This window comes from Curtobacterium sp. SORGH_AS_0776 (assembly GCF_031453355.1).
In the GTDB taxonomy this organism is placed as follows: domain Bacteria; phylum Actinomycetota; class Actinomycetes; order Actinomycetales; family Microbacteriaceae; genus Curtobacterium.
In genome coordinates this window covers 2827441-2853560 of the sequence record NZ_JAVIYU010000001.1, presented here as the reverse complement: position 1 = coordinate 2853560, position 26120 = coordinate 2827441, and the positions used below count along the sequence as shown (strand labels likewise).

Annotated in this window: 17 protein-coding genes; 16 read left to right on the top strand and 1 reads right to left on the bottom strand. The window is 70.3% G+C overall.

The window, feature by feature from the left end; all coding sequences use genetic code 11:
* The first annotated feature begins 26 nt into the window (after positions 1 to 26).
* The 7 genes from polA to QE359_RS13985 all read left to right on the top strand — a co-directional run bounded on the left by polA (position 27) and on the right by QE359_RS13985 (position 10734).
* On the top strand, positions 27 to 2699 hold the full coding sequence (polA, locus tag QE359_RS14015; RefSeq protein ID WP_309779641.1) for a DNA polymerase I: 2673 nt from the start codon (positions 27 to 29) through the stop codon (positions 2697 to 2699).
* A gap of 102 nt (positions 2700 to 2801) precedes the next feature.
* Positions 2802 to 4481: a DUF885 domain-containing protein gene (locus QE359_RS14010; protein WP_309779640.1), complete on the top strand. Its 1680-nt coding sequence runs from the start codon at positions 2802 to 2804 to the stop codon at positions 4479 to 4481.
* 189 nt (positions 4482 to 4670) lie between these two features.
* Positions 4671 to 6140, top strand: a complete 1470-nt coding sequence (gene rpsA / locus QE359_RS14005) for a 30S ribosomal protein S1 (RefSeq protein ID WP_070416219.1) — start codon at positions 4671 to 4673, stop codon at positions 6138 to 6140.
* A 95-nt stretch (positions 6141 to 6235) separates the two neighbouring features.
* Entirely contained in the window at positions 6236 to 6838 is a 603-nt protein-coding gene (gene coaE / locus QE359_RS14000) for a dephospho-CoA kinase (RefSeq protein ID WP_229084959.1), read from the top strand.
* Positions 6835 to 7866 carry a BPSS1187 family protein gene (locus QE359_RS13995; protein WP_309779639.1) on the top strand — a complete coding sequence of 344 codons (1032 nt, stop codon included), beginning with the start codon at positions 6835 to 6837 and terminating at the stop codon, positions 7864 to 7866. Before coaE ends, QE359_RS13995 begins: the two co-directional genes overlap by 4 nt.
* A gap of 22 nt (positions 7867 to 7888) precedes the next feature.
* On the top strand, positions 7889 to 9385 hold the full coding sequence (locus tag QE359_RS13990) for an AMP-binding protein (RefSeq protein ID WP_309779638.1): 1497 nt from the start codon (positions 7889 to 7891) through the stop codon (positions 9383 to 9385).
* On the top strand, positions 9382 to 10734 hold the full coding sequence (locus QE359_RS13985; RefSeq protein WP_309779637.1) for an acyltransferase: 1353 nt from the start codon (positions 9382 to 9384) through the stop codon (positions 10732 to 10734). Before QE359_RS13990 ends, QE359_RS13985 begins: the two co-directional genes overlap by 4 nt.
* A 161-nt stretch (positions 10735 to 10895) precedes the next feature.
* On the opposite strand, the gene QE359_RS13980 is transcribed toward QE359_RS13985, so the two are convergent.
* On the bottom strand, positions 10896 to 12224 hold the full coding sequence (locus QE359_RS13980; RefSeq protein WP_309779636.1) for an MFS transporter: 1329 nt from the start codon (positions 12222 to 12224) through the stop codon (positions 10896 to 10898).
* Positions 12225 to 12394: 170 nt separating this feature from the next.
* Here QE359_RS13980 and uvrB point away from each other — a divergent pair, with 170 nt between their 5' ends.
* The 9 genes from uvrB to tpiA all read left to right on the top strand — a co-directional run bounded on the left by uvrB (position 12395) and on the right by tpiA (position 26116).
* Entirely contained in the window at positions 12395 to 14467 is a 2073-nt protein-coding gene (uvrB, locus tag QE359_RS13975) for an excinuclease ABC subunit UvrB (RefSeq protein WP_070419051.1), read from the top strand.
* A complete protein-coding gene (locus QE359_RS13970; protein ID WP_309779635.1) occupies positions 14457 to 15401 on the top strand; it encodes an SDR family NAD(P)-dependent oxidoreductase in 945 nt (314 codons plus the stop codon). The genes uvrB and QE359_RS13970 overlap by 11 nt, the downstream gene beginning before the upstream one ends.
* A 48-nt stretch (positions 15402 to 15449) precedes the next feature.
* A complete protein-coding gene (gene uvrA, locus QE359_RS13965; protein WP_229084949.1) occupies positions 15450 to 18476 on the top strand; it encodes an excinuclease ABC subunit UvrA in 3027 nt (1008 codons plus the stop codon).
* On the top strand, positions 18477 to 20675 hold the full coding sequence (gene uvrC / locus QE359_RS13960) for an excinuclease ABC subunit UvrC (RefSeq protein WP_396127741.1): 2199 nt from the start codon (positions 18477 to 18479) through the stop codon (positions 20673 to 20675).
* Between the two features lie 222 nt (positions 20676 to 20897).
* Entirely contained in the window at positions 20898 to 21800 is a 903-nt protein-coding gene (gene rapZ, locus QE359_RS13955) for an RNase adapter RapZ (RefSeq protein ID WP_070416211.1), read from the top strand.
* A 75-nt stretch (positions 21801 to 21875) separates the two neighbouring features.
* Positions 21876 to 22856, top strand: a complete 981-nt coding sequence (gene whiA / locus QE359_RS13950) for a DNA-binding protein WhiA (protein ID WP_070416210.1) — start codon at positions 21876 to 21878, stop codon at positions 22854 to 22856.
* A 258-nt stretch (positions 22857 to 23114) separates the two neighbouring features.
* Entirely contained in the window at positions 23115 to 24119 is a 1005-nt protein-coding gene (gene gap / locus QE359_RS13945) for a type I glyceraldehyde-3-phosphate dehydrogenase (RefSeq protein ID WP_070416209.1), read from the top strand.
* Positions 24120 to 24122: 3 nt separating this feature from the next.
* The gene (locus tag QE359_RS13940) at positions 24123 to 25340 is read left to right on the top strand and encodes a phosphoglycerate kinase (RefSeq protein WP_309779633.1); all 1218 of its coding nucleotides are present in this window, start codon (positions 24123 to 24125) and stop codon (positions 25338 to 25340) included.
* A complete protein-coding gene (tpiA, locus tag QE359_RS13935; RefSeq protein WP_071296368.1) occupies positions 25337 to 26116 on the top strand; it encodes a triose-phosphate isomerase in 780 nt (259 codons plus the stop codon). The genes QE359_RS13940 and tpiA overlap by 4 nt, the downstream gene beginning before the upstream one ends.
* Positions 26117 to 26120 lie beyond the last annotated feature (4 nt).

The following is a 26120-nucleotide window of genomic DNA, read 5'->3' as shown; positions in this document are numbered from 1 at the left end:
TCGGATGGCGTCGGTAGGCTGTCCGGGTGTCGGACTCCGCAAAGCCTACCCTCATGGTCATCGACGGCCACTCGCTCGCCTTCCGGGCCTTCTACGCGCTGCCGGTCGACAGTTTCGTGAACCGTGACGGGCAGCACACGAACGCCATCCACGGCTTCATCTCGATGCTGCTCATGCTCCTCCAGCGCGAGAAGCCGACCCACCTCGCGGTCGCGTTCGACATCTCGCGCTTCTCGTTCCGCACGCGTGAGTACGAGGACTACAAGGGCACCCGCTCCGAGACCCCGCCGGAGTTCAAGGGCCAGATCCCGCTCCTGCAGCAGGCGCTCGAGGCCATGGGCATCACCACCGTCACGAAGGAGGACTACGAGGCCGACGACATCCTCGCCACCTTCGCCCGTCAGGGCGCCGAGCAGGGCTACCAGGTCTACGTCGTGTCCGGCGACCGCGACTCGATCCAGCTCGTGAACGACGACGTCACGCTGCTGTACCCGTCGGTCCGTGGCGTCTCCGAGCTCACCCGGTACGACCGCGACAAGGTGTACGAGCGGTACGGCATCGAGCCGCACCAGTACCCCGACATCGCGGCGCTCGTCGGCGAGACCAGCGACAACCTCATCGGCATCGACAAGGTCGGCGAGAAGACCGCGGTGAAGTGGATCACGGCGTACGGCTCCCTCGACGGTGTCCTCGAGCACGCCGACGAGATCAAGGGCGTCGTCGGCAACAACCTGCGCGAGCAGAAGGACCGGGCGATCCGCAACCGGAAGCTCAACCGGCTCGTGAACGACGTGGAACTGCCCGTCGGGCCGGCAGACGTCGCACTCCGTCCCCTCGACGAGGCCGCGGTGCGCGAGCTCTTCGCGAAGCTCCAGTTCCGCACGCTGCTCGACCGCGTGTTCAAGGTCGCGGGCTCCGGCGAGCCGTCGGAGTCCAGCGCGGTCGAGGGCTCGGTCGACAGCGGTGCGCCGACGCCGCCCGCGGTCAAGACCCTGATCGACGAGGAACTCGGCTACTGGCTCGAGCGGCGCAACGCGGCCGAGGCGGCGAACGGCTACGGCGTCGCGGTCGAGGTCATCGACGGACGCCTCAGCGCGATCGGCATCGCCACGCACGACGACGCCGTCCTCGTCCCGGGCGGCAGCGGCGCGAAGGACTACGAGCAGCTGTCGGCGTGGTTCGCCTCCGACGCCCCGAAGCACTTCCACGACGCCAAGACCGCGATCAAGGCACTCGCCACGGTCGGCTTCGAGGTGAACGGCATCGCCGGCGACGCCCGCCTGACGGGGTGGCTCGCGCAGCCGGGCAAGCAGGGGCAGCCCCTCGCCGACCTCGTCTACCAGGAACTCGGCGAGGAGCTCCCCACGGCCGACCCGAACCAGCTCGTCCCCGAGACCGACCCGGTGAACGTCGGCGTGCACGCGTGGTTCGTGCTCCGGGTCACCACCGCACTGCGTGCGCGTCTCGACGAGTCCTCGCTCACCGTCCTCGACGACATCGAGCTCCCGCTCGTCCCGGTCCTCGCCGGCATGGAGACCACGGGTGTCGCGATCGACCGTCCGGTGCTCACCGGGCTGTCGCACGACCTGGGGGAGCGCGCGGCCGAACTCGCGCAGCAGGCCTTCGCCGAGATCGGGCACGAGGTGAACCTCGGGTCGCCGAAGCAGCTGCAAGAGGTCCTCTTCACCGAGCTCGCGATGCCGAAGACCCGCAAGACGAAGACCGGGTTCTCGACAGACGCCGCGAGCCTCGCCGACCTGCAGGAACAGCACCCGCACCCGTTCCTCGGCCTGCTGCTCCAGCACCGCGACGCCACGAAGCTCCGGCAGATCGTGGACACGCTCGACGCCGCGATCGTCGACGGACGCATCCACACCCGGTACGAGCAGACCGGCAGCAGCACCGGCCGCATCTCGTCGACCGACCCGAACCTGCAGAACATCCCGGTGAAGACCGCGGTCGGGCGCCGGGTCCGGTCGGCGTTCGCCGTCGCCGAGCCCTACACGACGCTCATCACGGCCGACTACTCGCAGATCGAGATGCGCATCATGGCGCACCTGTCCGGTGACCCGGGTCTCATCCAGGCCTTCAACGAGGGCGAGGACCTGCACCGGTTCGTCGGCGCCCGGGTGTTCTCGGTCGAGCCGGCCGACGTCACGCCCGAGATGCGCACGAAGGTCAAGGCGATGTCGTACGGCCTCGCCTACGGCCTCAGCCCGTTCGGCCTGTCGAAGCAGCTCCGCATCGAGCAGTCCGAGGCGCGCACCCTCATGAACGAGTACTTCGCCCGGTTCGGCGCGGTGCGCGACTACCTGCGCGGTGTCGTCGAGCAGGCGCGCGAGGACGGCTACACCGAGACCATCTTCGGTCGCCGTCGCCCGTTCCCCGACCTGAAGAGCCCGAACCGCGTCCTCCGCGAGAACGCCGAGCGCGCGGCGCTGAACGCGCCGATCCAGGGCTCGGCGGCCGACATCATGAAGATCGCGATGCTCGGCGTCGCCGCCGACCTCCGCGACGGCGGGCTCGCGTCGCACCTGCTGCTGCAGGTGCACGACGAGCTCATCCTCGAGGTCGCGCCCGGCGAGCAGGAGCGGGTCGAGGAGATCCTCCGGACCCGCATGGGCGGCGCGGCCGAGCTGACCGTCCCGCTGGACGTGTCCGTGGGCGTCGGCCCGAACTGGGAAGCCGCCGCGCACTGAGGCGCGACCGCTCGCCGGACCCGGAGGCACGGTGCGGGCCCGCACCGCGCCTCCCGTCCCGCGGGTCCCACGTCGTGAGCGGTCGTGGATAGGGTCGTGAGCATGACCGATGACCGTCCCGTCCGCCAGCCCTCCGCCGTCGACCGCGTCGCCGAGGACTGGGTGTCCACCCTCGTCGACCTCGACCCGACCGTCGCCACGTACATCGGCGTCCCGGGGCGCACGGGGGAGTACGGCGACACGTCGCCCGCCGGTGCAGCGGCCATGGCGGACGCGGCGCGCGGCGCGAAGCGTGCGCTGGACGCAGCCGACGCGGTGGACGCCGTCGACGAGGTGACGAAGACCGACCTCGGTGCCGAGCTCGACCTCGTCCAGGAGTCCTTCGACCGCAAGCTCCACCTCCGCGACCTCAACGTCATCGCCAGCCCGGCGCAGTCCGTGCGCGACGTCCTCGACCTCATGCCGACCGCGACCGAGTCCGACTGGCAGGACATCGCGAGTCGGCTGCACGCGCTCCCCGACGCGATCGAGGGCATCCGCGAGACCCTGCTCGAGGGCACGCGCGAGGACGTCACGCCCGCCCGTCGCCAGGTCGCGCTCATCGCCGAGCAGGCCACCCGCACCGGTGCGGCGGACGGCGTCTTCCGGCAGCTGGTCGACGGCGCCGCGTTCGACGACGGCGGTCCGGTGCCCGAGCCGCTGCGGGCCGAGCTCGCCCGCGGGGCCGAGGTCGCCGCTGCTGCGTACCGGTCGTTCGGGCAGTTCCTCGAGCACGAGCTGATGCCGCTCGCGACGCCGGTCGACGCCGTCGGGCGCGAGGCGTACGAGCTGCACTCCCGGCGGTTCCTCGGTGCGGTCGTCGACCTCGACGAGACGTACCAGTGGGGGATCGAGGAACTCGCGCGGATGCGGGACGAGCAGGAGCGCATCGCCGACCGCATCGAGTCCGGTGCGAGCGTCGCCCGCGCGATCGAGGTCCTCGACGCCGACCCGGCGCGGGTGCTGCACGGCACCGACGCCCTGCAGCGGTGGATGCAGGAGACGAGCGACGAGTCGATCCGGGCGATGGACGGCAAGTACTTCGACATCGCCGACCCGATCAAGCGCCTCGAGTGCCGGATCGCCCCCACACAAGAGGGCGGGATCTACTACACCGGACCGTCCGACGACTTCTCGCGCGCCGGCCGCATGTGGTGGTCCGTGCCGCAGGGCGTCACCGAGTTCGGTACCTGGCGCGAGAAGACGACGGTCTACCACGAGGGCGTCCCCGGTCACCACCTCCAGATCAGCCAGGGCGTCTACAACCGCGGCGAGCTGAACACCTGGCGTCGGCAGCTGTCCGGGTCCTCGGGGCACGTCGAGGGCTGGGCGCTCTACGCCGAGCGCCTCATGGAGCAGCTCGGCTTCCTCGACGACGACGGGGACCGGCTCGGCATGCTCGACGGGCAGCGCATGCGTGCGGCCCGGGTGGTGCTCGACATCGGCGTCCACCTGCAGAAGACGAACCCCGACGGTGGTGCGTGGACGTGGGAGTACGCCCTCGACTTCATGCGCCAGAACGTGAACATGTCCGACGAGTTCGTGCAGTTCGAGGTGGCCCGGTACTTCGGGTGGCCCGGGCAGGCACCGTCGTACAAGGTCGGTCAGCGCGTCTGGGAGTCGATCCGCGACGAGGTGGCCGCCCGCGAGGGTGCGTCGTTCGACCTCAAGGCGTTCCACCACCGGGCCCTCGCGCTCGGCAGCATCGGTCTGGACACGCTCCGCAGCGCCCTGCTCGGCTGATCGATCGGGGCCGACATGATCCGACACGCCCGGTTGTGGGCGCTCGCTCGCTGCGGTTAGACTTGTGCGGCGCAATCCGCGCTCACCAAACACATCGCCAGGACGGCTCGAACCGGTATCCGGTTCGGACCAGGGGGTCGCTCCCTCGCCGTCTCGGCCCGACTCATGTCCGTTCGGAGCAATCTCTACATGACAACCACCACGACCAAGGCTCCCAAGCAGGTCGCCATCAACGACATCGGCTCGGCTGATGACTTCCTGGCCGAGGTCGAGAAGACCCTGAAGTTCTTCAACGACGGAGACCTCATCTCCGGCACCGTCGTGAAGATCGACCGCGACGAGGTCCTCCTCGACGTCGGTTACAAGACCGAGGGTGTCATCCCCTCGCGCGAACTCTCCATCAAGCACGACGTCGACCCCAACGAGGTCGTCGAGGTCGGCGACGAGGTCGAGGCCCTGGTTCTCCAGAAGGAGGACAAGGAAGGTCGCCTCATCCTGTCGAAGAAGCGTGCGCAGTACGAGCGCGCCTGGGGCGACGTCGAGAAGATCAAGGAGTCCGATGGCGTCGTGACCGGTACGGTCATCGAGGTCGTCAAGGGCGGTCTGATCGTCGACATCGGCCTCCGCGGCTTCCTCCCGGCGTCGCTCATCGAGCTGCGTCGCGTCCGCGACCTCACGCCGTACCTCGGTCAGGAGCTCGAGGCGAAGATCCTCGAGCTCGACAAGAACCGGAACAACGTCGTCCTGTCGCGCCGCGCGCTGCTCGAGCAGACGCAGTCCGAGTCCCGGACCACGTTCCTCAACAACCTCCACAAGGGCCAGGTCCGCAAGGGCATCGTGTCGTCGATCGTCAACTTCGGTGCGTTCGTCGACCTCGGCGGCGTCGACGGTCTCGTCCACGTCTCCGAGCTCAGCTGGAAGCACATCGAGCACGCCAGCGAGGTCGTCGAGGTCGGTCAGGAAGTCACCGTCGAGATCCTCGAGGTGGACCTGGACCGCGAGCGCGTGTCGCTCTCGCTCAAGGCCACGCAGGAAGACCCGTGGCAGGTCTTCGCCCGCACCCACGCGATCGGCCAGATCGCACCGGGCAAGGTCACGAAGCTCGTGCCGTTCGGTGCCTTCGTCCGCGTTGCCGACGGCATCGAGGGCCTCGTGCACATCTCGGAGCTCTCGAACAAGCACGTCGAGCTCGCCGAGCAGGTCGTCTCGGTCAACGACGAGGTCTTCGTCAAGATCATCGACATCGACCTCGACCGTCGTCGCATCTCGCTCAGCCTCAAGCAGGCGAACGAGGGCGTGGACCCGGAAGGCTCCGAGTTCGACCCGGCGCTCTACGGCATGCCGACCGAGTACGACGACAAGGGCGACTACAAGTACCCGGACGGCTTCGACCCGGAGACGAACGAGTGGCTCGAGGGCTTCGACACCCAGCGCGAGGAGTGGGAGCGTCAGTACGCTGCCGCCCAGTCGCGTTGGGAAGCCCACAAGGCGCAGGTCGCGAAGACCATCGCCGACGAGGCGCAGGGTGGCTTCGACCTCCCGGCGACCGCTTCGTCGTCGTCGTCCTCGACGTTCGCGACCGAGTCGAACGGTCAGGGCACCCTGGCCGACGACGCTTCGCTCGCAGCGCTCCGCGAGAAGCTCAGCTCGACCAACTGATCGAGCGGCGCAGCCGTACCGGAAGCCCGGCATCCCTGAGAAGGGGTGCCGGGCTTCCGGCCGTTCCGGAGGCGGCGGGTCGGTAGCCTGTCGGTGTGCGCATCATCGGTCTCACGGGCGGCATCGCCGCGGGCAAGTCCACCGTCTCCGGCCGTTGGGCCGAGCACGGTGCGGTCGTGGTGGACGCCGACCGGCTGGCGCGCGACGCCGTCGCTCCCGGCAGCCCGGGCCTCGCGCAGGTCGCCGAGCGGTTCGGCCCCGGCGTGATCGCACCCGACGGTTCGCTCGACCGGCCGGCACTCGGTGCGATCGTGTTCGCCGACGCCGCGGCGCGGAAGGACCTCGAGGGGATCACCCACCCCGAGGTCTGGCGTCTCGCCCAGGCGGCGTTCGACGCAGCCGAGGCAGCGGACCCGGACGCCGTCGTGGTCTACGACGTGCCACTGCTCGCCGAAGCCCGGGGGAGCCGGCCGCTGCGGTTCGATGCGGTCGTGGTGGTCGACGCACCCGCTGCCCAGCGGATCGAGCGGCTCGTGGAGCACCGCGGCATGCCCCGCGACGAGGCCGAGCGCCGCGTCGCCGCACAGGCGAGCGACGCCGACCGCCTGGCACTGGCCGACCACGTGGTGGACGCCACCGGCACCCTCGCCGACACGATTCGATCCGCCGACGAGGTCTGGGAGCGCATCGGCCGATGAAGCACCGGGTGCTCCTGGTCCTCGCGGCCGTCCTCCTCGTGGCGATCGGCGCCGCGTCGCTCGTCGCGGCGAACGTCCTCGGTGGCGATCGGGTCGCGGAGCACGGCCGGGTGTCCGCAGCCGACCGACCGCGCGGCGACGAGCACGGTCCGGTCGGGGAGTTCCACCGCTTCCGCCTCGGCACGATCAACGGCCAGCGCCTCGAGCCGAACCGTGACGACTTCGCTGCACGCACCGACTCCGGCGGCCCGCTGCTGCTGTTCCTGCCGGCGACCCGCGCCCGGCCCGCCGACTACCAGCTGTTCCTGTCCGCGGCACTGCGCGACGGGTACCACGTGCTCGGCCTCGACTACTGGAACCTCGGCAAGACGCTGTCGGGGACGTGCGAGGCGGATCCGCACTGCTACGGGCAGGTGCAGCGGAACCGGTTCGACGGCACCCGGCCGTCACGGTTCAGCTCGGTGCAGCCGGCCGGTTCGATCGTCTCGCGGTTCCGCGACGCGATCGCCTACCTCGACGACCACGACCCGGACGGCGGGTGGGGACGGTTCGTCCAGGGCGACTCGGACATCGCCTGGCAGGACATCGTGGTGGCCGGACACTCGCAGGGCGGCGGCGAGGCGGCGTACATCGCGCACATCCGGCCGGTGCAGGGCGCGCTGATGTTCTCCTCGCCCGTGGAGTCGTTGGGCAGCGAGCACGCGGCCTGGATGGACCGCCCGGGGCGGACACCGGTCGCCCGGATGTACGCGATCGACGACGTGCGCGACGTCTTCGGCCCCCGGATCCGCGGCTCCTGGAAGGTGCTCGGGCTCGACGGTCCCGACGGGCCGTTCCGGACCGACACCGCGCCGCCCGGACCCGACGAGGACCCGCACGCGATCCTCACCGACATCGCGGTCGGGTCGCCGGCCGAGTCGCACTCCCGCACGATCAAGGACACGACCCCGATCGGCCGCGACGGGCTCCCGCGGATGGAGGCGCTGTGGCAGTGGCTGCTCCACCGGTTCTCATCGGACCCGTCATAGGATCCCGCAATACTCTGAGTCCGTGCAGCAAGCAGGCGAAGGACCCGACCTGCGCTCGACCATCCGTGCCCGCGCGGCGCAGGACGGGGAGCGCAGCTACCTCGAGGACGCACGCAGTGACCGCGTCCTGACCTACCGCGCGCTCGAGGACGCGGTGTCGGCGTGGTCGTTGACCTTCGACGCGATCGGGGTCGCGCCGTCCGGGGCGGTCCTGGTCGACCTCGCCGACCCGCTCTCGTTCGCGGTCGTGCACCTCGCCGCCCTCGCGACCGGTCGGCGGGCGATCCCCGTCGACACCGGACAGCCGACCTCGGAACCCGGCCGTCTCGCCGACCTGATCGGCGGTGCCTCGCTCGTGGTGTCGGACCGCGCCGTGGACGCGACCGTCCCCGGGGCGCCGGCGAGCGGGATCGACGCGACCACGTTCCTCCCGGCAGCCGTCCGCGACGGCGACCTGCCGTCGGAGAACCCGGACGCACCCGGCGAGGGGTCCGTCGTGCTCTTCACCTCCGGCTCCACCGGCACCCCGAAGGGCGTCGAGCTGCCCGAGTCGCAGCTGCTGTTCGTGGCCCGGGCCGTGGCGCAGCACAACCGCCTCACGCCGGAGGACCGCGGGTTCAACTCCCTCCCGCTCTTCCACGTGAACGCCGAGGTCGTCGGGTTGCTGGCGACCCTCGTGGCCGGCGGGACCCTCGTGCTCGACCGACGGTTCCGTCGCACCGGCTTCTGGGAGCTGCTCGCCGAGCGCCGGATCACCTGGCTGAACGCGGTCCCGGCGATCCTCGCGGTCCTCGCGAAGACCGGTCCGCTCGACTTCCCCGAGGGCCTCCGGTTCGTCCGCAGCGCCTCCGCTCCGCTGCCCGATCCGGTGCGGCAGGCGCTCGGCGACGTCCCGCTCGTCGTCAGCTGGGGGATGACCGAGGGGGCGTCGCAGATCACCGCCACGCCGCTCGGTGCTCCCGCACGCGTCGGGACCGTCGGCGTGCCGGTCGGGTCCGAGGTGCAGGTCCGGGGCGAGGACGGCACGGTGCTGCCCGCCGACGAGGTCGGGGCCCTCTGGATCCGCGGCGAGGGCATCGTCGACCGTTACCTCTTCGGTCGCGCAGCCGAACGGTTCGACGCGGACGGCTGGTTGCGTACGGGCGACGTCGGATCGGTCTCGGCGGACGGCTGGGTGTCGCTCGCCGGTCGCTCGGACGACGTCATCAACCGGGGCGGCGAGAAGGTGTACCCCTCCGAGGTGGAGGACGTGCTGCTCGGCGACGACCGCGTGCTCGAGGCCGTGGTCGTCGGGCGGCCGCACGAGGTCCTCGGCGCGGTACCGATCGCCTACGTGATCCCGCAGCCGGACGAGGCCGTGGACGCCGAGGCCCTGGTCGCCGACCTCACCGCGCGGGCCGAGGCGCACCTCACACGGTTCCGCCGTCCGGTCGAGATCGTCGTCGTGCCCGACCTGCCGCGCGCGCCGACCGGCAAGGTGCAGCGGGCGAAGGTGCGGACGATGGCCGAACACCCGTGACCGACGCCGCCACGCCCACCGCCGACGCCGCCACGCCCACCGCCGACGCTGCCGACCGTCGGGTGCAGACGCCGACCCGCACCGCCGAGGGGAAGCCGCGGCACCTCTACGAGGTCGACGTCCTCCGCATCCTGACCTTCGCCTGCGTCATCGGCGTCCACACCACGAGTCACACGGTCTCCGCCGACGACGTCCCGCTGAACGCCCTGCTCGGCCTGCTCCACTTCACCCGCCTGGTCTTCTTCTCGCTGACCGCCTTCGTGCTCGTCTACAGCTACACGCTCCGACCGCGGCCGATGGCCCAGTTCTGGCCGAAGCGCTTCCTGCTCGTCGGCGTGCCCTACCTGGCGTGGTCCTTCGTCTACGTGGCGTCGTCCTGGCTCCTCAGCGCCACCCGCCGGGGCGACGTGCCCGACCTCGTGCGCACGTACGCCGAGGGAATCGTCACCGGCGTCTCCTGGTACCACCTCTACTTCCTGCTCGTGACGATGCAGGTGTACCTGCTCCTGCCGGTCATCGCGTGGCTGGTGCGGAGGACGCGCGGCCACCACGTCGCGGTCCTCGCCGTGACGCTCGCGTTCCAGCTCGTGGTCTTCGCCGGGTACAAGTACTTCCCCGCCAGCGACGCGTGGATGCACGGCTACCAGAAGCAGTTCTTCTTCTCGTACGTGTTCTTCATCGTCTCCGGCGCGATCGCCGCCGACCACGCGGACGCCTTCCTCCGGTTCATCCGGGTGCACCGCCGCGCCGTCCTCTGGGGCTTCGCGGGCGCCGGCGCGCTCACCCTCGGCGTCTGGTGGCTGCAGGTCGGTCTCGGGCAGTCGCTCTACGCCGCCGGCACGCCCCTGCAGCCGGTCCAGGTGCTCTGGAGCAGCGCCGTGTTCGTCGGGTTCCTGGCGATCGGCGCGCGCTGGGCGGATCGGCGCCGGCCCGGGAGCGCGCTCGCCCGCGTCGTCGACTACGGCTCGGACCGGTCGTTCGGCATCTTCCTCAGCCACCCGTTCGCGATCTGGATCCTGCTCTACGGCGACAGCTGGCTCGAGCGCGTCGTCCCGAAGCCCTGGCTCACGCTGGTCACCTACGTGCTCGTGCTCGTGCTGTCGGTGGCCGTGACGGAGCTGTTCCGGTGGACGCCGTTGAGCGTGCCGCTCACGGGGCGGCCGTCCTTGTCGTCACGTGGGCAGCGGGCGGCGCTGGCGCGGAAGCGGGAGGCGGCTGCTCGGGGTGCGGGTGCTGGTGCCGTGCCGGTGGTCGCCCCGGAACCGCGGGTCGAGCCGGTCGAGCCGGTCGAACCGGACGATGCGCTCGTGGGGGAGACGGACGACGTCGGACCGCGGTCGACGCGCTGAGCGCGTCCGCCGATGGGGCGTCGCCCGCATCGCGCGGGGACGGGAGGCGCGGGTCGGGCCGGCAGCGCGCCTCGCGTCGTGCGCAGTGCCGGACGGGAGGCGCGGGTCGGCCTGGCACCGCGCCTCCCGTCCGCAGCGTGCAGCGGTCGTCGCGACGCGGATCAGCCGGCGTGCTGCTCGGCCTTCGGGACGCCGATCTCGAGGACGCCGTCCGTCATCGTGAGCCGCTTCGGCTTCATGAACCACGCGACCACGGCCGCGGCGGCGAGCAGCACGCAGGAGAGGGCGAAGGGCAGCTGCCAGCCGGAGGCGTCGATCAGCGCGCCGAACACGATCGGCGAGATAACGCCGGCGATGCCGAAGCCGGTGTTCATGAACCCCGACGCGGTGCCGGACCACTGCGGGGCGACGTCCATCGGGATTGCCCAGAGGTTGGCGTTGCAGAGTTCCAGGAAGAAGAACGAGAGGGCGAGCGAGATCGTCGCGACGACCAGGCCCTGCCCGATCACGAGGGGGACGAGGCAGACGAGGGAGCCGCCGAGGCCGATGACGAGGACGATCCTCCGGGCGTTCCGGCTGTCCCCGCCGCGGTGGATGATCCGGTCGCTGAGCATCCCGCCGACGGTGTCGCCGATGACGCCCGCGAGGAGCACGAGCGTGGTGAAGAGGGCGAACTGGCTGATCGGCAGGCCGTAGGTGTCGCTGAGGAACGTCGGGATCCAGGTGAGGAACACCCAGAGCACCCAGCCGTACCCGAAGTCGACGAAGGTCACCGGGGAGATCTGCCGGGCCAGCGTGCGCCACGGGACGGGCGGCCGGGTGGCGCGGGTCTCGACCGGCGGCAGCTCGTCGAGCTCGACCTGCTGGATGCCGGTGGTGTCCTCGGGCTTGTCGCGGAACCAGACGAACCAGACGATCGCCCAGGCGATGGACAGGACGGCCGTCGCGAAGAACGCCCACCGCCAGCTGCCGGTCGCACCGATGACCCAGGCGACGAGGAGCGGCGCGAGGGCGTTGCCGAGGCGCGCCGCGGAGTGCACGACGCCCTGTGCGAAGCCGTTGCGGTCGCGGGGGATCCAGCGGCTCATCGCCTGGGTCGCGGCGGGGAACGCGGCCGCCTCGCTCAGGCCGAGGAGCGCGCGGGCGGCGAAGAGCGTCCAGAAGCCGACCGAGAACCCGGTCCAGAGGGTGGCGACCCCCCAGATCACGGTGATGACGAACAGGGCCTTCCGGGGACCGAACTTCTCGGCGATCGTGCCGCCGAAGACCTGCAGCAGGGCGTAGGGGAGTGCGAAGGCGGAGACGATGAGCCCGGCGGTCGTCTCGTTGAAGCCGAAGTCCTCGGTGATGTGGGGGAGCGCCGTGGAGATGTTGGTGCGGTCGATGTACGAGATCGCGTACATGCAGCACAGCAGGATGAGCACTCGTCCGCGGATGCGTCCGCGGAACGGGGTGCCCTTCGTCGGTGCGGCGGGGGTCGCCGTCGTCATGGGGGCCTCTTCGGGGAGTGAGAGCGAGTCGGGTTGCTGAACGGATCGGAGGCTATGCCGGGTCCCTATCAGCGGTCTCGGAGCGTGCTTGGCGTGGACGATACGCCGAGGGCGAGCAGACGGCTCCGGTGTCAGGGGTGCCGACTACCGTGGTGGGCATGGCAGTGTCAATCGAGCCCACGCGCGCGGTCCGCCCGTTCGAGGTCATCAGCGAGTACTCGCCGAGCGGCGACCAGCCCGCGGCGATCGCCGAACTGGCCGGTCGCATCAACGCCGGTGAGACCGACGTCGTGCTGCTCGGTGCGACCGGTACGGGCAAGTCGGCGACGACCGCGTGGCTCATCGAGCAGGTGCAGCGGCCGACGCTCGTGCTCGCGCACAACAAGACCCTGGCGGCCCAGCTCGCGAACGAGTTCCGGAGCCTGCTGCCGAACAACGCCGTCGAGTACTTCGTCTCGTACTACGACTACTACCAGCCCGAGGCCTACGTCCCGCAGACGGACACCTTCATCGAGAAGGACTCGTCGGTCAACGCCGAGGTCGAGCGGCTCCGGCACTCGACGACGAACTCGCTGCTCAGCCGGCGCGACGTCGTGGTGGTCTCGACGGTGTCCTGCATCTACGGCCTGGGGACGCCGGAGCAGTACATGAACGCGTCGGTCGCGCTGCACGTCGGCCAGACGATCTCCCGCGACCAGCTCGTCCGCAAGTTCGTCGCGATGCAGTACCAGCGGAACGACGTCGACTTCGCACGAGGGACCTTCCGGGTCCGCGGCGACACGCTCGAGATCATCCCGATGTACGAAGAGCACGCGATCCGCATCGAGATGTTCGGCGACGAGGTCGAGGCCCTGTCGTACCTGCACCCGCTCACCGGCAACGTGATCGAGGACATGCCCGCCGTGTCGATCTTCCCGGCGTCGCACTACGTCGCCGACACCGAGGTCATGCACCGGGCGATCGCCACGATCAAGGACGAACTCGCCGAGCGCCTGGCCGAGCTCGAGGGGCAGGGCAAGCTGCTCGAGGCCCAGCGGCTCCGGATGCGCACCACGTTCGACATCGAGATGATGGAGCAGATCGGCTTCTGCTCCGGCATCGAGAACTACTCGCGCCACATGGACGGCCGTGCCGCGGGGGAACCGCCGCACTGCCTGCTCGACTTCTTCCCGGACGACCTCCTCATCGTGATCGACGAGTCGCACGTCACCGTGCCCCAGATCGGCGCGATGTACGAAGGGGACGCCTCCCGCAAGCGCACGCTGGTCGAGCACGGCTTCCGCCTGCCGAGCGCCCTCGACAACCGACCGCTCACCTGGGAAGAGTTCCTCGAGCGCTCCGGCCAGAAGGTCTACCTGTCGGCGACCCCGGGCCGCTACGAACTCGGCGTGACGGACAGTGTCGTCGAGCAGATCATCCGCCCGACGGGCCTGGTCGACCCCGAGATCGTCGTGAAGCCGAGTGACGGCCAGATCGACGACCTGCTCGAGGAGATCAACCAGCGCGTCGAGAAGGACGAGCGCGTCCTCGTCACGACGCTGACCAAGCGCATGGCCGAGGAACTCACCGACTTCCTCGGCAACGCCGGCGTCCGGGTCCGGTACCTGCACTCCGACGTCGACACCCTCAAGCGCGTCGAGCTGCTGACCGAACTGCGCCAGGGCGTCTACGACGTGCTCGTCGGCATCAACCTCCTGCGCGAGGGGCTCGACCTGCCCGAGGTCTCCCTCGTGGCGATCCTCGACGCCGACAAGGAGGGCTTCCTCCGCTCGTCGACGTCGCTCATCCAGACGATCGGTCGTGCCGCCCGCAACGTCTCGGGCCAGGTGCTGATGTACGCCGACAAGATGACCGACTCGATGAAGACCGCGATCGAGGAGACCGACCGGCGCCGCGAGAAGCAGGTGGCCTACAACACCGAGCGCGGCATCGACCCCCAGCCCCTGCGCAAGAAGATCGCCGACATCACCGAGATCCTGGCGCGTGAGAACGACGACACGAAGGCGCTGCTCGAAGGTCGCCCCGGAGCGGACGGCCGACGCTCGCCGACGCCGAACCTCAAGCGCGGCGGGATCGCGGGCGAGGGGGCGATGCAGCTCGAAGCGACCATCGGCGACCTCAACGAGCAGATGCTGCAGGCGGCGGCCGAGCTGAAGTTCGAACTCGCCGCACGGCTCCGCGACGAGGTGCAGGACCTCAAGAAGGCGCTGCGCCAGATGGAGTCGGCGGGCCATGTCAGCTGACGCCGGCGCGCGCGCCGCGCGCGACGGGTCTCGTCGCACGGTCGTCGTCACCGGTGCGAGTGCTGGCCTCGGGTACTTCGCCGCGGAGCAGCTCGCCGCCGCCGGTCACCGCGTCGTCCTCGCGACCCGCAGCCGCGAGCGCGCTGCGGCGGCCGAGCGGAGCATCCGTCGCCACGTGGACGGCGCCGACCTCGCGCACGTGCACCTCGACCTCGCCGACCTCGACAGCGTGCGGGCAGCCGCCGACGAGCTCGCGGCGCTGCAGCCGGAGGGTGTCGACGCGACCGTGAACAACGCCGGCGTGGTGGGCGCGAGCACGATGCAGCGGACGGCCCAGGGCACCGAGCTGCAGGTGGGCACGAACCACCTCGGGCACTTCGCCTGGACGGCGCTGACGCTCCCGCTGCTCGACCGCCGCGCGGGGCGCGTGGTGCACCTCGGGTCGATCGCACACCGGTGGGCACGGCTCGACCCGGCGGACCCGCTCGGCGCGAGCCACTACTCCAGCTACCGCCAGTACGGGCGGAGCAAGCTCGCGGTCATGCTCTTCGGCTTCGAGCTCGCCGAACGCCTCGCCGATGCCGGGTCACCGGTCTCCAGCGTCGTCGCGCATCCCGGGTTCTCGCTCGACCTGCTGTCACCCGAGCGTCCCGACGTCGCATCGTCCCGATCGGAGCCGGCGTGGACCCGTCCGGCGCAGCGGCTGTACGCCCAGGGCAAGGACGCCGGCGCCGACCCGCTCGTGCACGCGGCGATCGCCGACGGCGTCCGGTCCGGCGAGTACTGGGGGCCGTCGGGCTGGATGCAGCTCCGGGGGCCGGCAGCGGTCGTCCGGGCCGAACCGCGGGCCCACGACCGGACCGAGGCCGCCCGGCTCTGGGTGGCGAGCGAGCGTGCCGCCGGGGTCGCGTTCGCTCTCGACGCACTCGTCTGACCGTCCATCGCGGCCGAATGTCGGTGCCGCTTCGTAGAATCGACGACGATGACCATCACCTCTGACCGCGGAACCTCGACGTCGGGCCGGAATGCCTTCGGCGAGCCCGTAGACCTCCACATCCCCGGCGGCACGGCACCGCACAGCACCTCCACGCTCAGCGTGCGCGGTGCCCGCGTGCACAACCTGCGCGACGTCGACCTCGAGATCCCACGCGACTCGCTCGTCGTGTTCACGGGTCTGTCCGGATCCGGCAAGTCCTCGCTGGCGTTCGACACGATCTTCGCCGAGGGACAGCGCCGCTACGTCGAGTCGCTGTCCGCGTACGCGCGCCAGTTCCTCGGGCAGGTCGACCGCCCGGACGTCGACTTCATCGAAGGGCTCTCGCCCGCGGTCTCGATCGACCAGAAGTCGACGAACCGCAACCCGCGATCGACGGTCGGCACCATCACCGAGGTCTACGACTACATGCGTCTGCTCTGGGCGCGCATCGGCATCCCGCACTGCCCCGTCTGCGGTGAGGTGATCAGCAAGCAGAGCGTGCAGCAGATCGCCGACCAGCTCATGGAGTTCGAGTCGGGCACGCGGTTCCAGGTGCTCGCGCCCGTCATCTCCAAGAAGAAGGGCGAGTTCGTCGACCTCTTCCAAGAACTGGCGGCGTCCGGCTACGCCCGCGCGATCGTCGACGGGGAGCGCATCCAGCTCAGCGACCCGCCCAAGCTCAAGAAGCAGGTCAAGCACGACATCTCCGTCATCGTCGACCGTCTCGTCGCGAACGAGGACATCCTCGGACGTCTGACCGACTCGCTCGAGACGGCACTGCGCCTGACCGACGGCACGGTCGCGATCGACCTCGTCGACGCCGAGGGACCCGGTGCGGTCCGGACCTACTCCGAGAACCTCTCCTGCCCGAACAACCACCCGCTGGCGCTCACCGAGATCGAGCCCCGCACGTTCTCGTTCAACGCGCCGTTCGGTGCGTGCCCCGAGTGCTCCGGCCTCGGTACCCGCATGTCGGTCGACCCGGACCTCGTCCTCGGCGACCCCGAGGCGTCCCTGCGCGACGGCGTCCTGCTGCCGTGGACGGGCACGAGCGGGCTGTACTCCTACTTCGAGAAGCTCCTCGCCGGCCTCGGCAAGGACCTCGGGTTCGACCTGGACACCCCGTGGAGCCGTCTCGACGCCTCGGTGCAGGCAGCGATCCTCACCGGCAAGGACTTCCAGGTGTCGGTGTCCTGGCGCAACCGGTTCGGCCGCGAGATGCGGTACACGAGCGGGTTCGAGGGCGTCATGCCCTACATCGAGCGCAAGTTCGCCGAGGCCGAGTCGGACTCGCAGCGGCAGCGCTTCCAGGGCTACCTGCGCGAGGTCCCCTGCCCGGTCTGCGACGGCACGCGTCTCAAGCCCGAGGTGCTCGCGGTGACGGTGGACGGCCGCAGCATCGCCGACGTGACGGACATGTCGCTCGACAACGCGTACGGCTTCATGGAGAGCCTCACCCTCACCGAGCGCGAGGCGCACATCGCGGCCGCTGTCCTGCGCGAGATCCGGGCGCGGCTCGAGTTCCTGCTCGAGGTCGGCCTGAACTACCTGACGCTCTCCCGTGGCGCGGGCGGACTGTCCGGCGGCGAGGCGCAGCGCATCCGTCTGGCCACCCAGATCGGGTCCGGTCTGACCGGCGTGCTCTACGTCCTCGACGAGCCGAGCATCGGGCTGCACCAGCGCGACAACCGGCGGTTGATCGACACCCTGGTGAAGCTCAAGGACCTCGGCAACACGCTCATCGTCGTCGAGCACGACGAGGACACGATCCGCACGGCGGACTGGGTCGTCGACATCGGGCCCGGCGCGGGTGTGAACGGCGGCAACGTCGTCCACTCCGGCTCGTACGAGGGGATCATCGAGAACCGCGAATCGATCACGGGCGACTACCTCGCGGGTCGACGTGCGATCGAGGTCCCGGCCGAGCGTCGCAAGGTCAACCTCAAGCGCACGATCAGCGTGCAGGGTGCGCGGGCGAACAACCTCAAGTCGATCGACGCGGACTTCCCGCTCGGGGTGTTCACCGCGGTCACCGGGGTGAGCGGCTCGGGCAAGTCGACGCTCGTCAACGACATCCTCTACAAGGTGCTCGCCAACCAGCTCAACGGCGCACGGCACATCGCGGGCAAGCACACCCGCGTGAAGGGGCTCGACCAGCTCGACAAGGTCGTGCACGTCGACCAGGCGCCGATCGGTCGGACCCCGCGGTCCAACCCGGCGACCTACACGGGTGTGTTCGACCGGATCCGACAGCTCTTCGCCGAGACACCCGAGGCGAAGGCGCGCGGCTACCAGCCCGGTCGCTTCAGCTTCAACGTCAAGGGCGGTCGCTGCGAGAACTGCTCCGGTGACGGCACGATCAAGATCGAGATGAACTTCCTTCCCGACGTCTACGTCGCGTGCGAGGTCTGCGGCGGTGCGCGGTACAACCGCGAGACGCTGCAGGTGCACTACAAGGGCAAGGACATCTCCGAGGTCCTCGACATGCCGATCAGCGAGGCAGCCGAGTTCTTCGAGCCGATCTCCGCGATCCACCGGTACATGGCGACCCTCGTCGACGTCGGACTGGGCTACGTCCGGCTCGGACAGAGCGCAACGACGCTCTCCGGGGGCGAGGCGCAGCGCGTCAAGCTCGCCACCGAGCTCCAGCGCCGGTCGAACGGCCGGACGGTCTACGTCCTCGACGAACCGACCACCGGTCTGCACTTCGAAGACGTCCGCAAGCTGCTCCTCGTGCTGCAGAGCCTGGTCGACAAGGGCAACACGGTCATCACGATCGAGCACAACCTCGACGTCATCAAGTCGGCGGACTGGCTGATCGACATGGGACCCGAAGGTGGATCCGGTGGCGGGACGGTCCTCGCGACGGGGACGCCCGAGCACGTGGCGAACGTGCCCGAGAGCCACACCGGGGTCTTCCTCAAGGAGATCTTCGACGCGCAGGACGCGCGGGTCGGCAAGGAACAGGCGGTCGGCGCACGCACGGCCAGCCAGAAGCGTCCGAAGGCGAAGCAGAAGGCGGGTGCTCGGTAGGTGGCGGACACCGTCCCGTGGCGTCCGAAGGCGGGGGAGATTCCCACTGATCCGGGCGTCTACCGCTGGCGTGACGAAGCCGGCCGGGTGCTCTACGTCGGCAAGGCGAAGAACCTCCGTGCCCGGCTGAGCAACTACTTCGCACCGCTGCCGACGCTGCACGAGCGCACCCGGCGCATGGTGCTCACGGCACGGAGCGTCGAGTGGACGACGGTCGGTTCCGAGATCGAGGCGCTGCAGCTCGAGTACACGTGGATCAAGGAGTTCGATCCGCCCTTCAACGTCAAGTTCCGGGACGACAAGTCCTACCCGTACATGGCGATCACCCTGGGCGAGGAGTCGCCCCGGGTGATGGTCACCCGGAACCGGAAGATCAAGGGCGCGAAGTACTTCGGGCCGTACCCGAAGATCTGGGCCGTGCACGACACGATCGACCTGATGATCAAGGTGTTCCCGATCCGCACCTGCTCGGACTCGTCGTACAAGAAGGCGATGCAGACCGGCAAGCCGTGCTTCCCGGGGCAGATCGGCAAGTGCGGCGGTCCGTGCTCCCAGAAGGTCACGATCGCCGAGCACCGCGCGCTGGTCGAGGAGTTCGTGCGCTTCATGGCGAGCTACGACCGCCGGGTGATCACGCAGCTGCGGCAGCGCATGGCCGCTTCGGCCGACGCGATGCAGTACGAGCAGGCCGCGAAGTTCCGCGACCAGGTCGGCGCGCTCGAGGCCGTGCTCGAGAAGTCCGCGGTCGTGCTCCGCGACTCGGTCGACCTCGACCTGTTCGGCATCTCCGAGGACGAACTCGCCGCGGCCGTGCAGCTGTTCTCGGTGCGCGGCGGGCGCATCCGCGGTGTGCGCGGGTGGGTCGTCGACAAGGAACTCGACATCTCTACGGGCGACCTCATCGAGCAGATCGTGCAGGGACAGTACGCGACGGGCGAGGAGCCCCCGCGCGAGGTCGTCGTGCCGGAACTGCCGGAGGACGCCGAGGCGCTGCAGCAGTGGCTCAGCGAACGCCGTGGCGGTCGGGGCACCAAGCTCAGCACCGCGCAGCGGGGTGACCGGGCGGGGCTCGCCCGGACCGCGGCGCAGAACGCTGCCCAGGCGCTCATGCTCTACAAGACGAAGCGCTCGGCCGACTACACGACGCGGTCCGCGGCGTTGGCGGACATCCAGGACGCCCTCGGCATGACCGAGGCACCGCTCCGCATGGAGTGCTACGACATCTCCCACCTGCAGGGGACGAACGTCGTCGCGTCGATGGTCGTGTTCGAGGACGGGCTGCCCCGCAAGGACCAGTACCGGCGGTACTCGATCGCCGAGACCACCGACGACACCGACAGCATGTACCAGGTGTTGTCCCGCCGGCTCGCGCGCCTCGACGAGGACGCCGAGCTGCCGGACGTCCCCGACGTCACCAGCGACGAGGTCGTCGAGGGCTCGAAGCCGACCAAGCGGTTCGCCTACCGGCCGCAACTGCTCATCGTCGACGGCGGGCAGCCGCAGGTGCAGGCGGCGAAGCGCGCGATGGACGAGGCCGGGGTGCACGACATCGCGCTCGTGGGCATCGCGAAGCGGCTCGAGGAACTCTGGTTGCCGGACGACGACTTCCCGGTGATCCTGCCGCGCAACTCCGAGGCACTGTTCCTCATCCAGCGCATCCGTGACGAGGCGCACCGGTTCGCGATCACGCACCAGCGGACCCGGCGCAAGCGGGACGTCCGGTCGCGGCTGTCCGAGATCCCGGGTCTCGGGCCCACCCGGGTGAACGCGCTGCTGAAGCACTTCGGGTCGGTGGCGCGGCTGCGCGAGGCGACGGCGGAGGAGATCGCCGAGGTGAACGGTGTCGGACCGGCGACGGCGGCGGCCGTGGTCACGAAGCTCGCGCAGACGCCGACGAGCGCGCCGGAGGCCGCGGGTGCCCCGACGCCGACGAGCGCGCCGGAGGCCGCGGGTGCCCCGACGCCGACGAGCGCGCCGGAGGCCGCGGGCGCCCCGACGCCGACGAGCGCTCCCGACGGGGCCGGTGCGCCGGACACGGCGATCGAACCCGGCACCGCCAGCGCGGCCGACGCAGCCAGCGAACCGGGCAGCGCCAGCGCGCCCGACCTGGCAGCCGCCACGCAGTCGGCCGCCACCCGCTCCGGAGGACCGGCCCGGCTCCCCGAGGTGACCGACGACGGCCCGCACCTGCCCGCATGACGCACACCGCGCCTCCCGTGCGGCCGACCGACGGACCGCACCCGACCGGCGGACGGCACCCGACCGGCGGACGGCACCAGACCGACGGGCCACGGCCGACGGACGGACCGCACCCGACCGGATGACGCACCCCGAGCCCGGCGTCCGGGCGATACCCTTGTCCCGCAGCCGAGACCTCCCCGGGCGACGCGCCCGGGCCGCCACGACGGAGCCCACTCCCAGATGACCGACAGCGTCCCAGCGCCGACACGATCGCCGCAGCAGCACGACATCCTCATCGTCACCGGCATGTCCGGGGCGGGCCGTTCGACGGTGGGGAAGGCGCTCGAGGATCTCGGCTGGTACGTCGTCGACAACCTCCCGACGCAGATGCTCGCGCCGCTCACCGAGCTCGCGGACCGCGCCGGTGAGAAGATCCCCAAGATCGCCACGGTGGTCGACGTCCGCGGCGGCCGGTTCTTCACCGATCCCGAGCAGGCGGTCGAGCAGGTGCGCAAGAGCGCCTCGGCCCGGGTCCGGGTGCTGTTCCTCGAGGCGACGGACGCGGTCCTCGTGCGGCGCTTCGAGCAGGTGCGGCGACCGCACCCGCTCCAGGGCGAGGACACGCTGCTCGACGGCATCGGCCGCGAACGCAGTCGGCTCGCGGCCCTGCGCGAGGCGTCGGACCTCGTCATCGACACCTCCGACCTGAACATCCACCAACTCGCGAACGCCGTGACCGAGCAGTTCGCCGACGACCACTTCACGGGTGTCCAGGTGACCCTGATGAGCTTCGGGTTCAAGTACGGACTGCCCGCCGACGCCGACATGGTGGCCGATGTCCGGTTCCTGCCGAACCCCTACTGGGTCCCGGAACTCCGCCCGCACACGGGCCTCGACCGACCCGTCTCGGACTACGTCCTGGCCCAGCCCGGAGCCCGCACGTTCGTCGAGCGCTACGCCGACGTCCTCGAGCCGGTGTTCGAGGGGTACCAGCGCGAGAACAAAAGACACGCTACGATCGCCATCGGCTGTACCGGCGGCAAGCACCGTTCGGTCGCCATCGTCGCCGAGCTGGCGAACCTCCTCCGCGGGATGCCCGACGTCGCCGTGCGTGTGAAGAACCGAGACCTCGGCCGAGAGTGACCGTCCCTCCGGCCGCTCCACACGACGTGCGCCGGGCACGCGGACCCCACCAGAAGAAACGTTAGGAATGATGCTGTGCCGTTGACTGCCGAGGTCAAGGACGAACTGGCCCGGGTCGTCGTGAACCGCAACACGGTCCGCGCTGCCGAGCTCGCGACCATCCTGCGGTTCGCGGGTGGCCTGCACGTCATCTCGGGCCGGATCGCCGTCGAGGTCGAACTCGACACCCGGATCATCGTGCACCGTGTGCGCAAGGACCTCGCCGAGCTGTACGGCGTGCGGAGCGAGGCGTCGGTGGGGTCGTCCGCGTCCGCCCGTCGTGGCACCCGGTACCTCGTGCGCGTGCTCGAGGCGGGGGAGACCCTCGCCCGGCAGACGGGCCTCATGGACGCCCGCCGCCGCCCGGTGCGCGGTCTGCCGAACCGGCTCACCACCGGCAACCGCGAGGACCTCGCCGCGATCTGGCGTGGTGCGTTCCTCGCCGCCGGCACCCTGACCGACCCCGGCCGTGCCGCCGCACTCGAGGTCACCTGCCCCGGCAACGAGGCCGCGATGGCCCTGGTCGGCGCCGCCTCGCGGCTCGGCATCGCGGCGAAGGGCCGTGAGGTCCGTGGCGTGCACCGCGTGGTCATCCGCGACGGCGAGGCCATCGGCCAGATGCTGACTGTGATGGGCGCCGCCCGCACCACCGCCGACTGGGAGGAGATGCGCCAGCGCCGCGAGGTCCGTGCCACCGCCAACCGTCTCGTCAACTTCGACGACGCGAACCTCCGTCGCTCCGCGCAGGCCGCCGTCGCCGCGTGCGCGCGGGTCGAGCGTGCGCTCGAGATCCTCGGCGACGAGGTCCCCGACCACCTCCAGTACGCCGGCTCGCTGCGGCTGCAGCACCGCGACGCGTCGCTCGACGAGCTCGGCCAGCACGCGGACCCGCCGATGACGAAGGACGCCATCGCCGGGCGCATCCGCCGCCTCCTCGCGATGGCCGACAAGCGCGCGTCCGACCTCGGGATCCCGGGGACCGAGGCGAGCGTTCCCGAGGAGCTCGAAGGGGCCTGATCGACGGGCGTGACGACGTTCCGGACGGGAGGCGCGGTGCCAGCTGGCACCGCGCCTCCCGTCCGTCGTCGGGGTGGTCCAGGGCGGCGCTCGCGACCGTCCGGACGGACCGTCATCCCGCGCGGTCTGGCAGTGTCCGACTGCTAGGGTCGTTACGGCGACGTTACGGGGCGTATCGTCCACCACACGTGGGCCCGAAGGGCCACACGACTCCGAAAGCAGCGCCCCCTGGGCGCTCCACACCCACCAGGAGATCCATTGACCGTCAAGATCGGTATCAACGGCTTCGGCCGCATCGGCCGGAACTTCTTCCGGGCCGCACTGGCCAAGGGCAGCGACCTCGAGATCGTGGCGGTGAACGACCTCACCGACAACGCGTCCCTCGCGAACCTGCTGAAGTTCGACTCCATCACCGGCAAGCTCCCGGCGACGGTCGAGCTCGACGGCGACAACATCGTGGTCGACGGCAAGGCGATCAAGGTCCTCGCGGAGCGCGACCCCGCCAACCTGCCCTGGGGCGAGCTGGGTGTCGACATCGTCATCGAGTCGACCGGTTTCTTCACCAAGGCCGCCGATGCGCAGAAGCACATCGACGCCGGTGCCAAGAAGGTCATCATCTCCGCCCCGGCCACGGGTGACGACGTCACCATCGTGCTCGGCGTGAACGAGGACCAGTACGACCCCGCGAACCACAACATCATCTCGAACGCGTCCTGCACCACGAACAGCCTCGCGCCGCTCGCCAAGGTGTTCCACGACAAGTTCGGCATCGAGCGCGGTCTCATGACCACGGTCCACGCCTACACCGCCGACCAGAACCTCCAGGACGGCCCGCACAAGGACCCGCGTCGTGCGCGTGCTGCAGCGCTGAACATCGTCCCGACCTCCACGGGTGCGGCGAAGGCCATCGGCCTCGTCCTGCCGGAGCTCGCCGGCAAGCTCGACGGCTTCGCGCTCCGCGTCCCGGTGCCCACCGGCTCGATCACGGACCTCACCCTCGAGACCAAGTCCGAGGTCACCGTCGACGAGATCAACGCCGCCTACAAGGAGGCGGCCGAGGGCCCGCTCAAGGGCATCCTGCTCTACAGCGAGGACCCGCTGGTGTCGACCGACATCACCACGGACCCGCACTCCTCGATCTACGACTCCGGCCTGACCAAGGTCATCGGCGGCCTCGTGAAGATCACCTCGTGGTACGACAACGAGTGGGGCTACTCGAACCGTCTGGTCGACCTCACCGAGTACGTGGGCGAGCGCCTCTAACCCATGGCACTCCGCACCCTCGAGGACCTCGGCGACCTCGCCGGCAAGCGTGTCGTCGTCCGTTGTGACCTCAACGTCCCGCTCAAGGACGGCGTGATCACGGACGACGGCCGCGTGCGCGCGTCGCTGACCACCCTGAACACCCTCATCAACGCCGGCGCGCGCGTCATCGTGATCTCCCACCTGGGCCGCCCCGACGGCGAGCCCAAGCCGGAGTTCTCGCTCGCGCCGGTGGCCCAGCGGCTCTCCGAGCTGCTCGGCAAAGAGGTCACGTTCGTCGGCGAGACCGTCGGCGACGAAGCGACCGCGGCCGCCGGGGAACTCGGGGACGGCGACGTCCTGTTGCTCGAGAACCTCCGGTTCAACCCGGAGGAGACCTCGAAGGACGCTGCCGTGCGCAGTGACTTCGCGGACCGCATCGCCGCCCTGGGGGACGCCTTCGTGTCCGACGGCTTCGGTGTCGTGCACCGCAAGCAGGCCTCAGTGTACGAGCTCGCATCCGCGCTGCCCAGCGCAGCGGGGTCGCTCATCGAGACCGAGCTCGGCGTGCTCGAACGCCTCACGACGACGCCGGAGCGGCCGTACACGGTCGTGCTCGGCGGGTCGAAGGTCAGCGACAAGCTCGGCGTCATCGACCACCTCCTGCCGCAGGTGGACACGCTCTGCATCGGCGGCGGCATGCTCTTCACGTTCCTCGCGGCCCAGGGCCACGGGGTCGCGAAGTCGCTGCTCGAGGCCGACCAGCTCGACGTCGTCCGCGAGTACCTCTCGCGGGCGAAGGAGCTCGGCGTGACGATCGACCTGCCGACGGACGTCGTCGTGGCGTCCGGGTTCGCGGCCGACGCGTCGCACGAGACCGTCGCCGCGGACGCGATCGAGTCGTCGTCCTTCGGGGCGGACGGCATCGGCCTCGACATCGGTCCGGAGACGGCGGCGCGGTTCGCTTCCGCGGTGTCCTCGTCGAAGACCGTGTTCTGGAACGGCCCGATGGGCGTGTTCGAGTTCCCGGCCTTCGCCGCCGGCACGAAGACGGTCGCGCAGGCCCTGACCGAGGTCGACGGCCTCGGTGTGGTCGGCGGTGGCGACTCCGCCGCGGCCGTCCGGTCGCTCGGCTTCTCGGACGACCAGTTCGGGCACATCTCGACCGGTGGCGGTGCGAGCCTCGAGTTCCTCGAGGGCAAGTCGCTCCCCGGTCTCGAAGCACTGGGGTGGTCGCGATGACCCGGACGCCGCTCATCGCGGGTAATTGGAAGATGAATCTGGACCACCTCCAGGCCATCGCCACCGTGCAGAAGCTCGCGTGGACGCTGAAGGACGCACGCCACGACTTCGACGACGTCGAGGTCGCGGTCTTCCCGCCCTTCACCGACCTCCGGAGCGTGCAGACGCTCATCTCGGCCGACAAGCTCCCGATCCGCTTCGGCGCGCAGGACCTGTCCCAGTACGACTCGGGCGCCTACACGGGCGACGTGTCCGGGGCGTTCCTCGCCGCACTCGACGCGCAGTACGTCATCGTCGGACACTCCGAGCGGCGGACGCTGCACGCGGAGACCGACGAGGTCGTCGCCGCGAAGACCGCCGCGGCCGTCAAGCACGGTCTCGTGCCGGTGGTCTGCGTCGGCGAGACCGGGGAGCAGCGCGAGGAGCGCGGCGCCGGTGTCGTGCCGGTGGAGCAGCTGCAGGTCGTCCTCGACGCCGTGCAGCCCTCGGAGATCGTCGTGGCGTACGAGCCGGTCTGGGCGATCGGCTCCGGCCAGGCCGCGACCGCCGAGCAGGCGCAGGACGAATGCGCTGCGATCCGTCGCGGGATCGCTGCAGCCTGGGGCGACGAGGCAGCCGCGGCGACGCGGGTGCTCTACGGCGGCTCGGTGAAGTCGGGCAACATCGCCGGCTTCCTGCGCGAGCCCGACATCGACGGCGCGCTCGTCGGTGGCGCCTCCCTCGACGTGCAGGAGTTCGCGGCGATCGCGCGCTTCCGGCAGCACGTCGGACTCTGATCCA

Excerpts from the sequence above, each read along its gene's own strand:
- QE359_RS14010 (WP_309779640.1), top strand. The coding sequence starts at position 2,802 with ATGACCGATGACCGTCCCGTCCGCCAGCCCTCCGCCGTCGACCGCGTC.
- rpsA (WP_070416219.1), top strand. The coding sequence starts at position 4,671 with ATGACAACCACCACGACCAAGGCTCCCAAGCAGGTCGCCATCAACGAC.
- QE359_RS13995 (WP_309779639.1), top strand. The coding sequence starts at position 6,835 with ATGAAGCACCGGGTGCTCCTGGTCCTCGCGGCCGTCCTCCTCGTGGCG.
- QE359_RS13980 (WP_309779636.1), bottom strand. The coding sequence starts at position 12,224 with ATGACGACGGCGACCCCCGCCGCACCGACGAAGGGCACCCCGTTCCGC.
- QE359_RS13970 (WP_309779635.1), top strand. The coding sequence starts at position 14,457 with ATGTCAGCTGACGCCGGCGCGCGCGCCGCGCGCGACGGGTCTCGTCGC.
- uvrA (WP_229084949.1), top strand. The coding sequence starts at position 15,450 with ATGACCATCACCTCTGACCGCGGAACCTCGACGTCGGGCCGGAATGCC.
- rapZ (WP_070416211.1), top strand. The coding sequence starts at position 20,898 with ATGACCGACAGCGTCCCAGCGCCGACACGATCGCCGCAGCAGCACGAC.
- QE359_RS13940 (WP_309779633.1), top strand. The coding sequence starts at position 24,123 with ATGGCACTCCGCACCCTCGAGGACCTCGGCGACCTCGCCGGCAAGCGT.
- tpiA (WP_071296368.1), top strand. The coding sequence starts at position 25,337 with ATGACCCGGACGCCGCTCATCGCGGGTAATTGGAAGATGAATCTGGAC.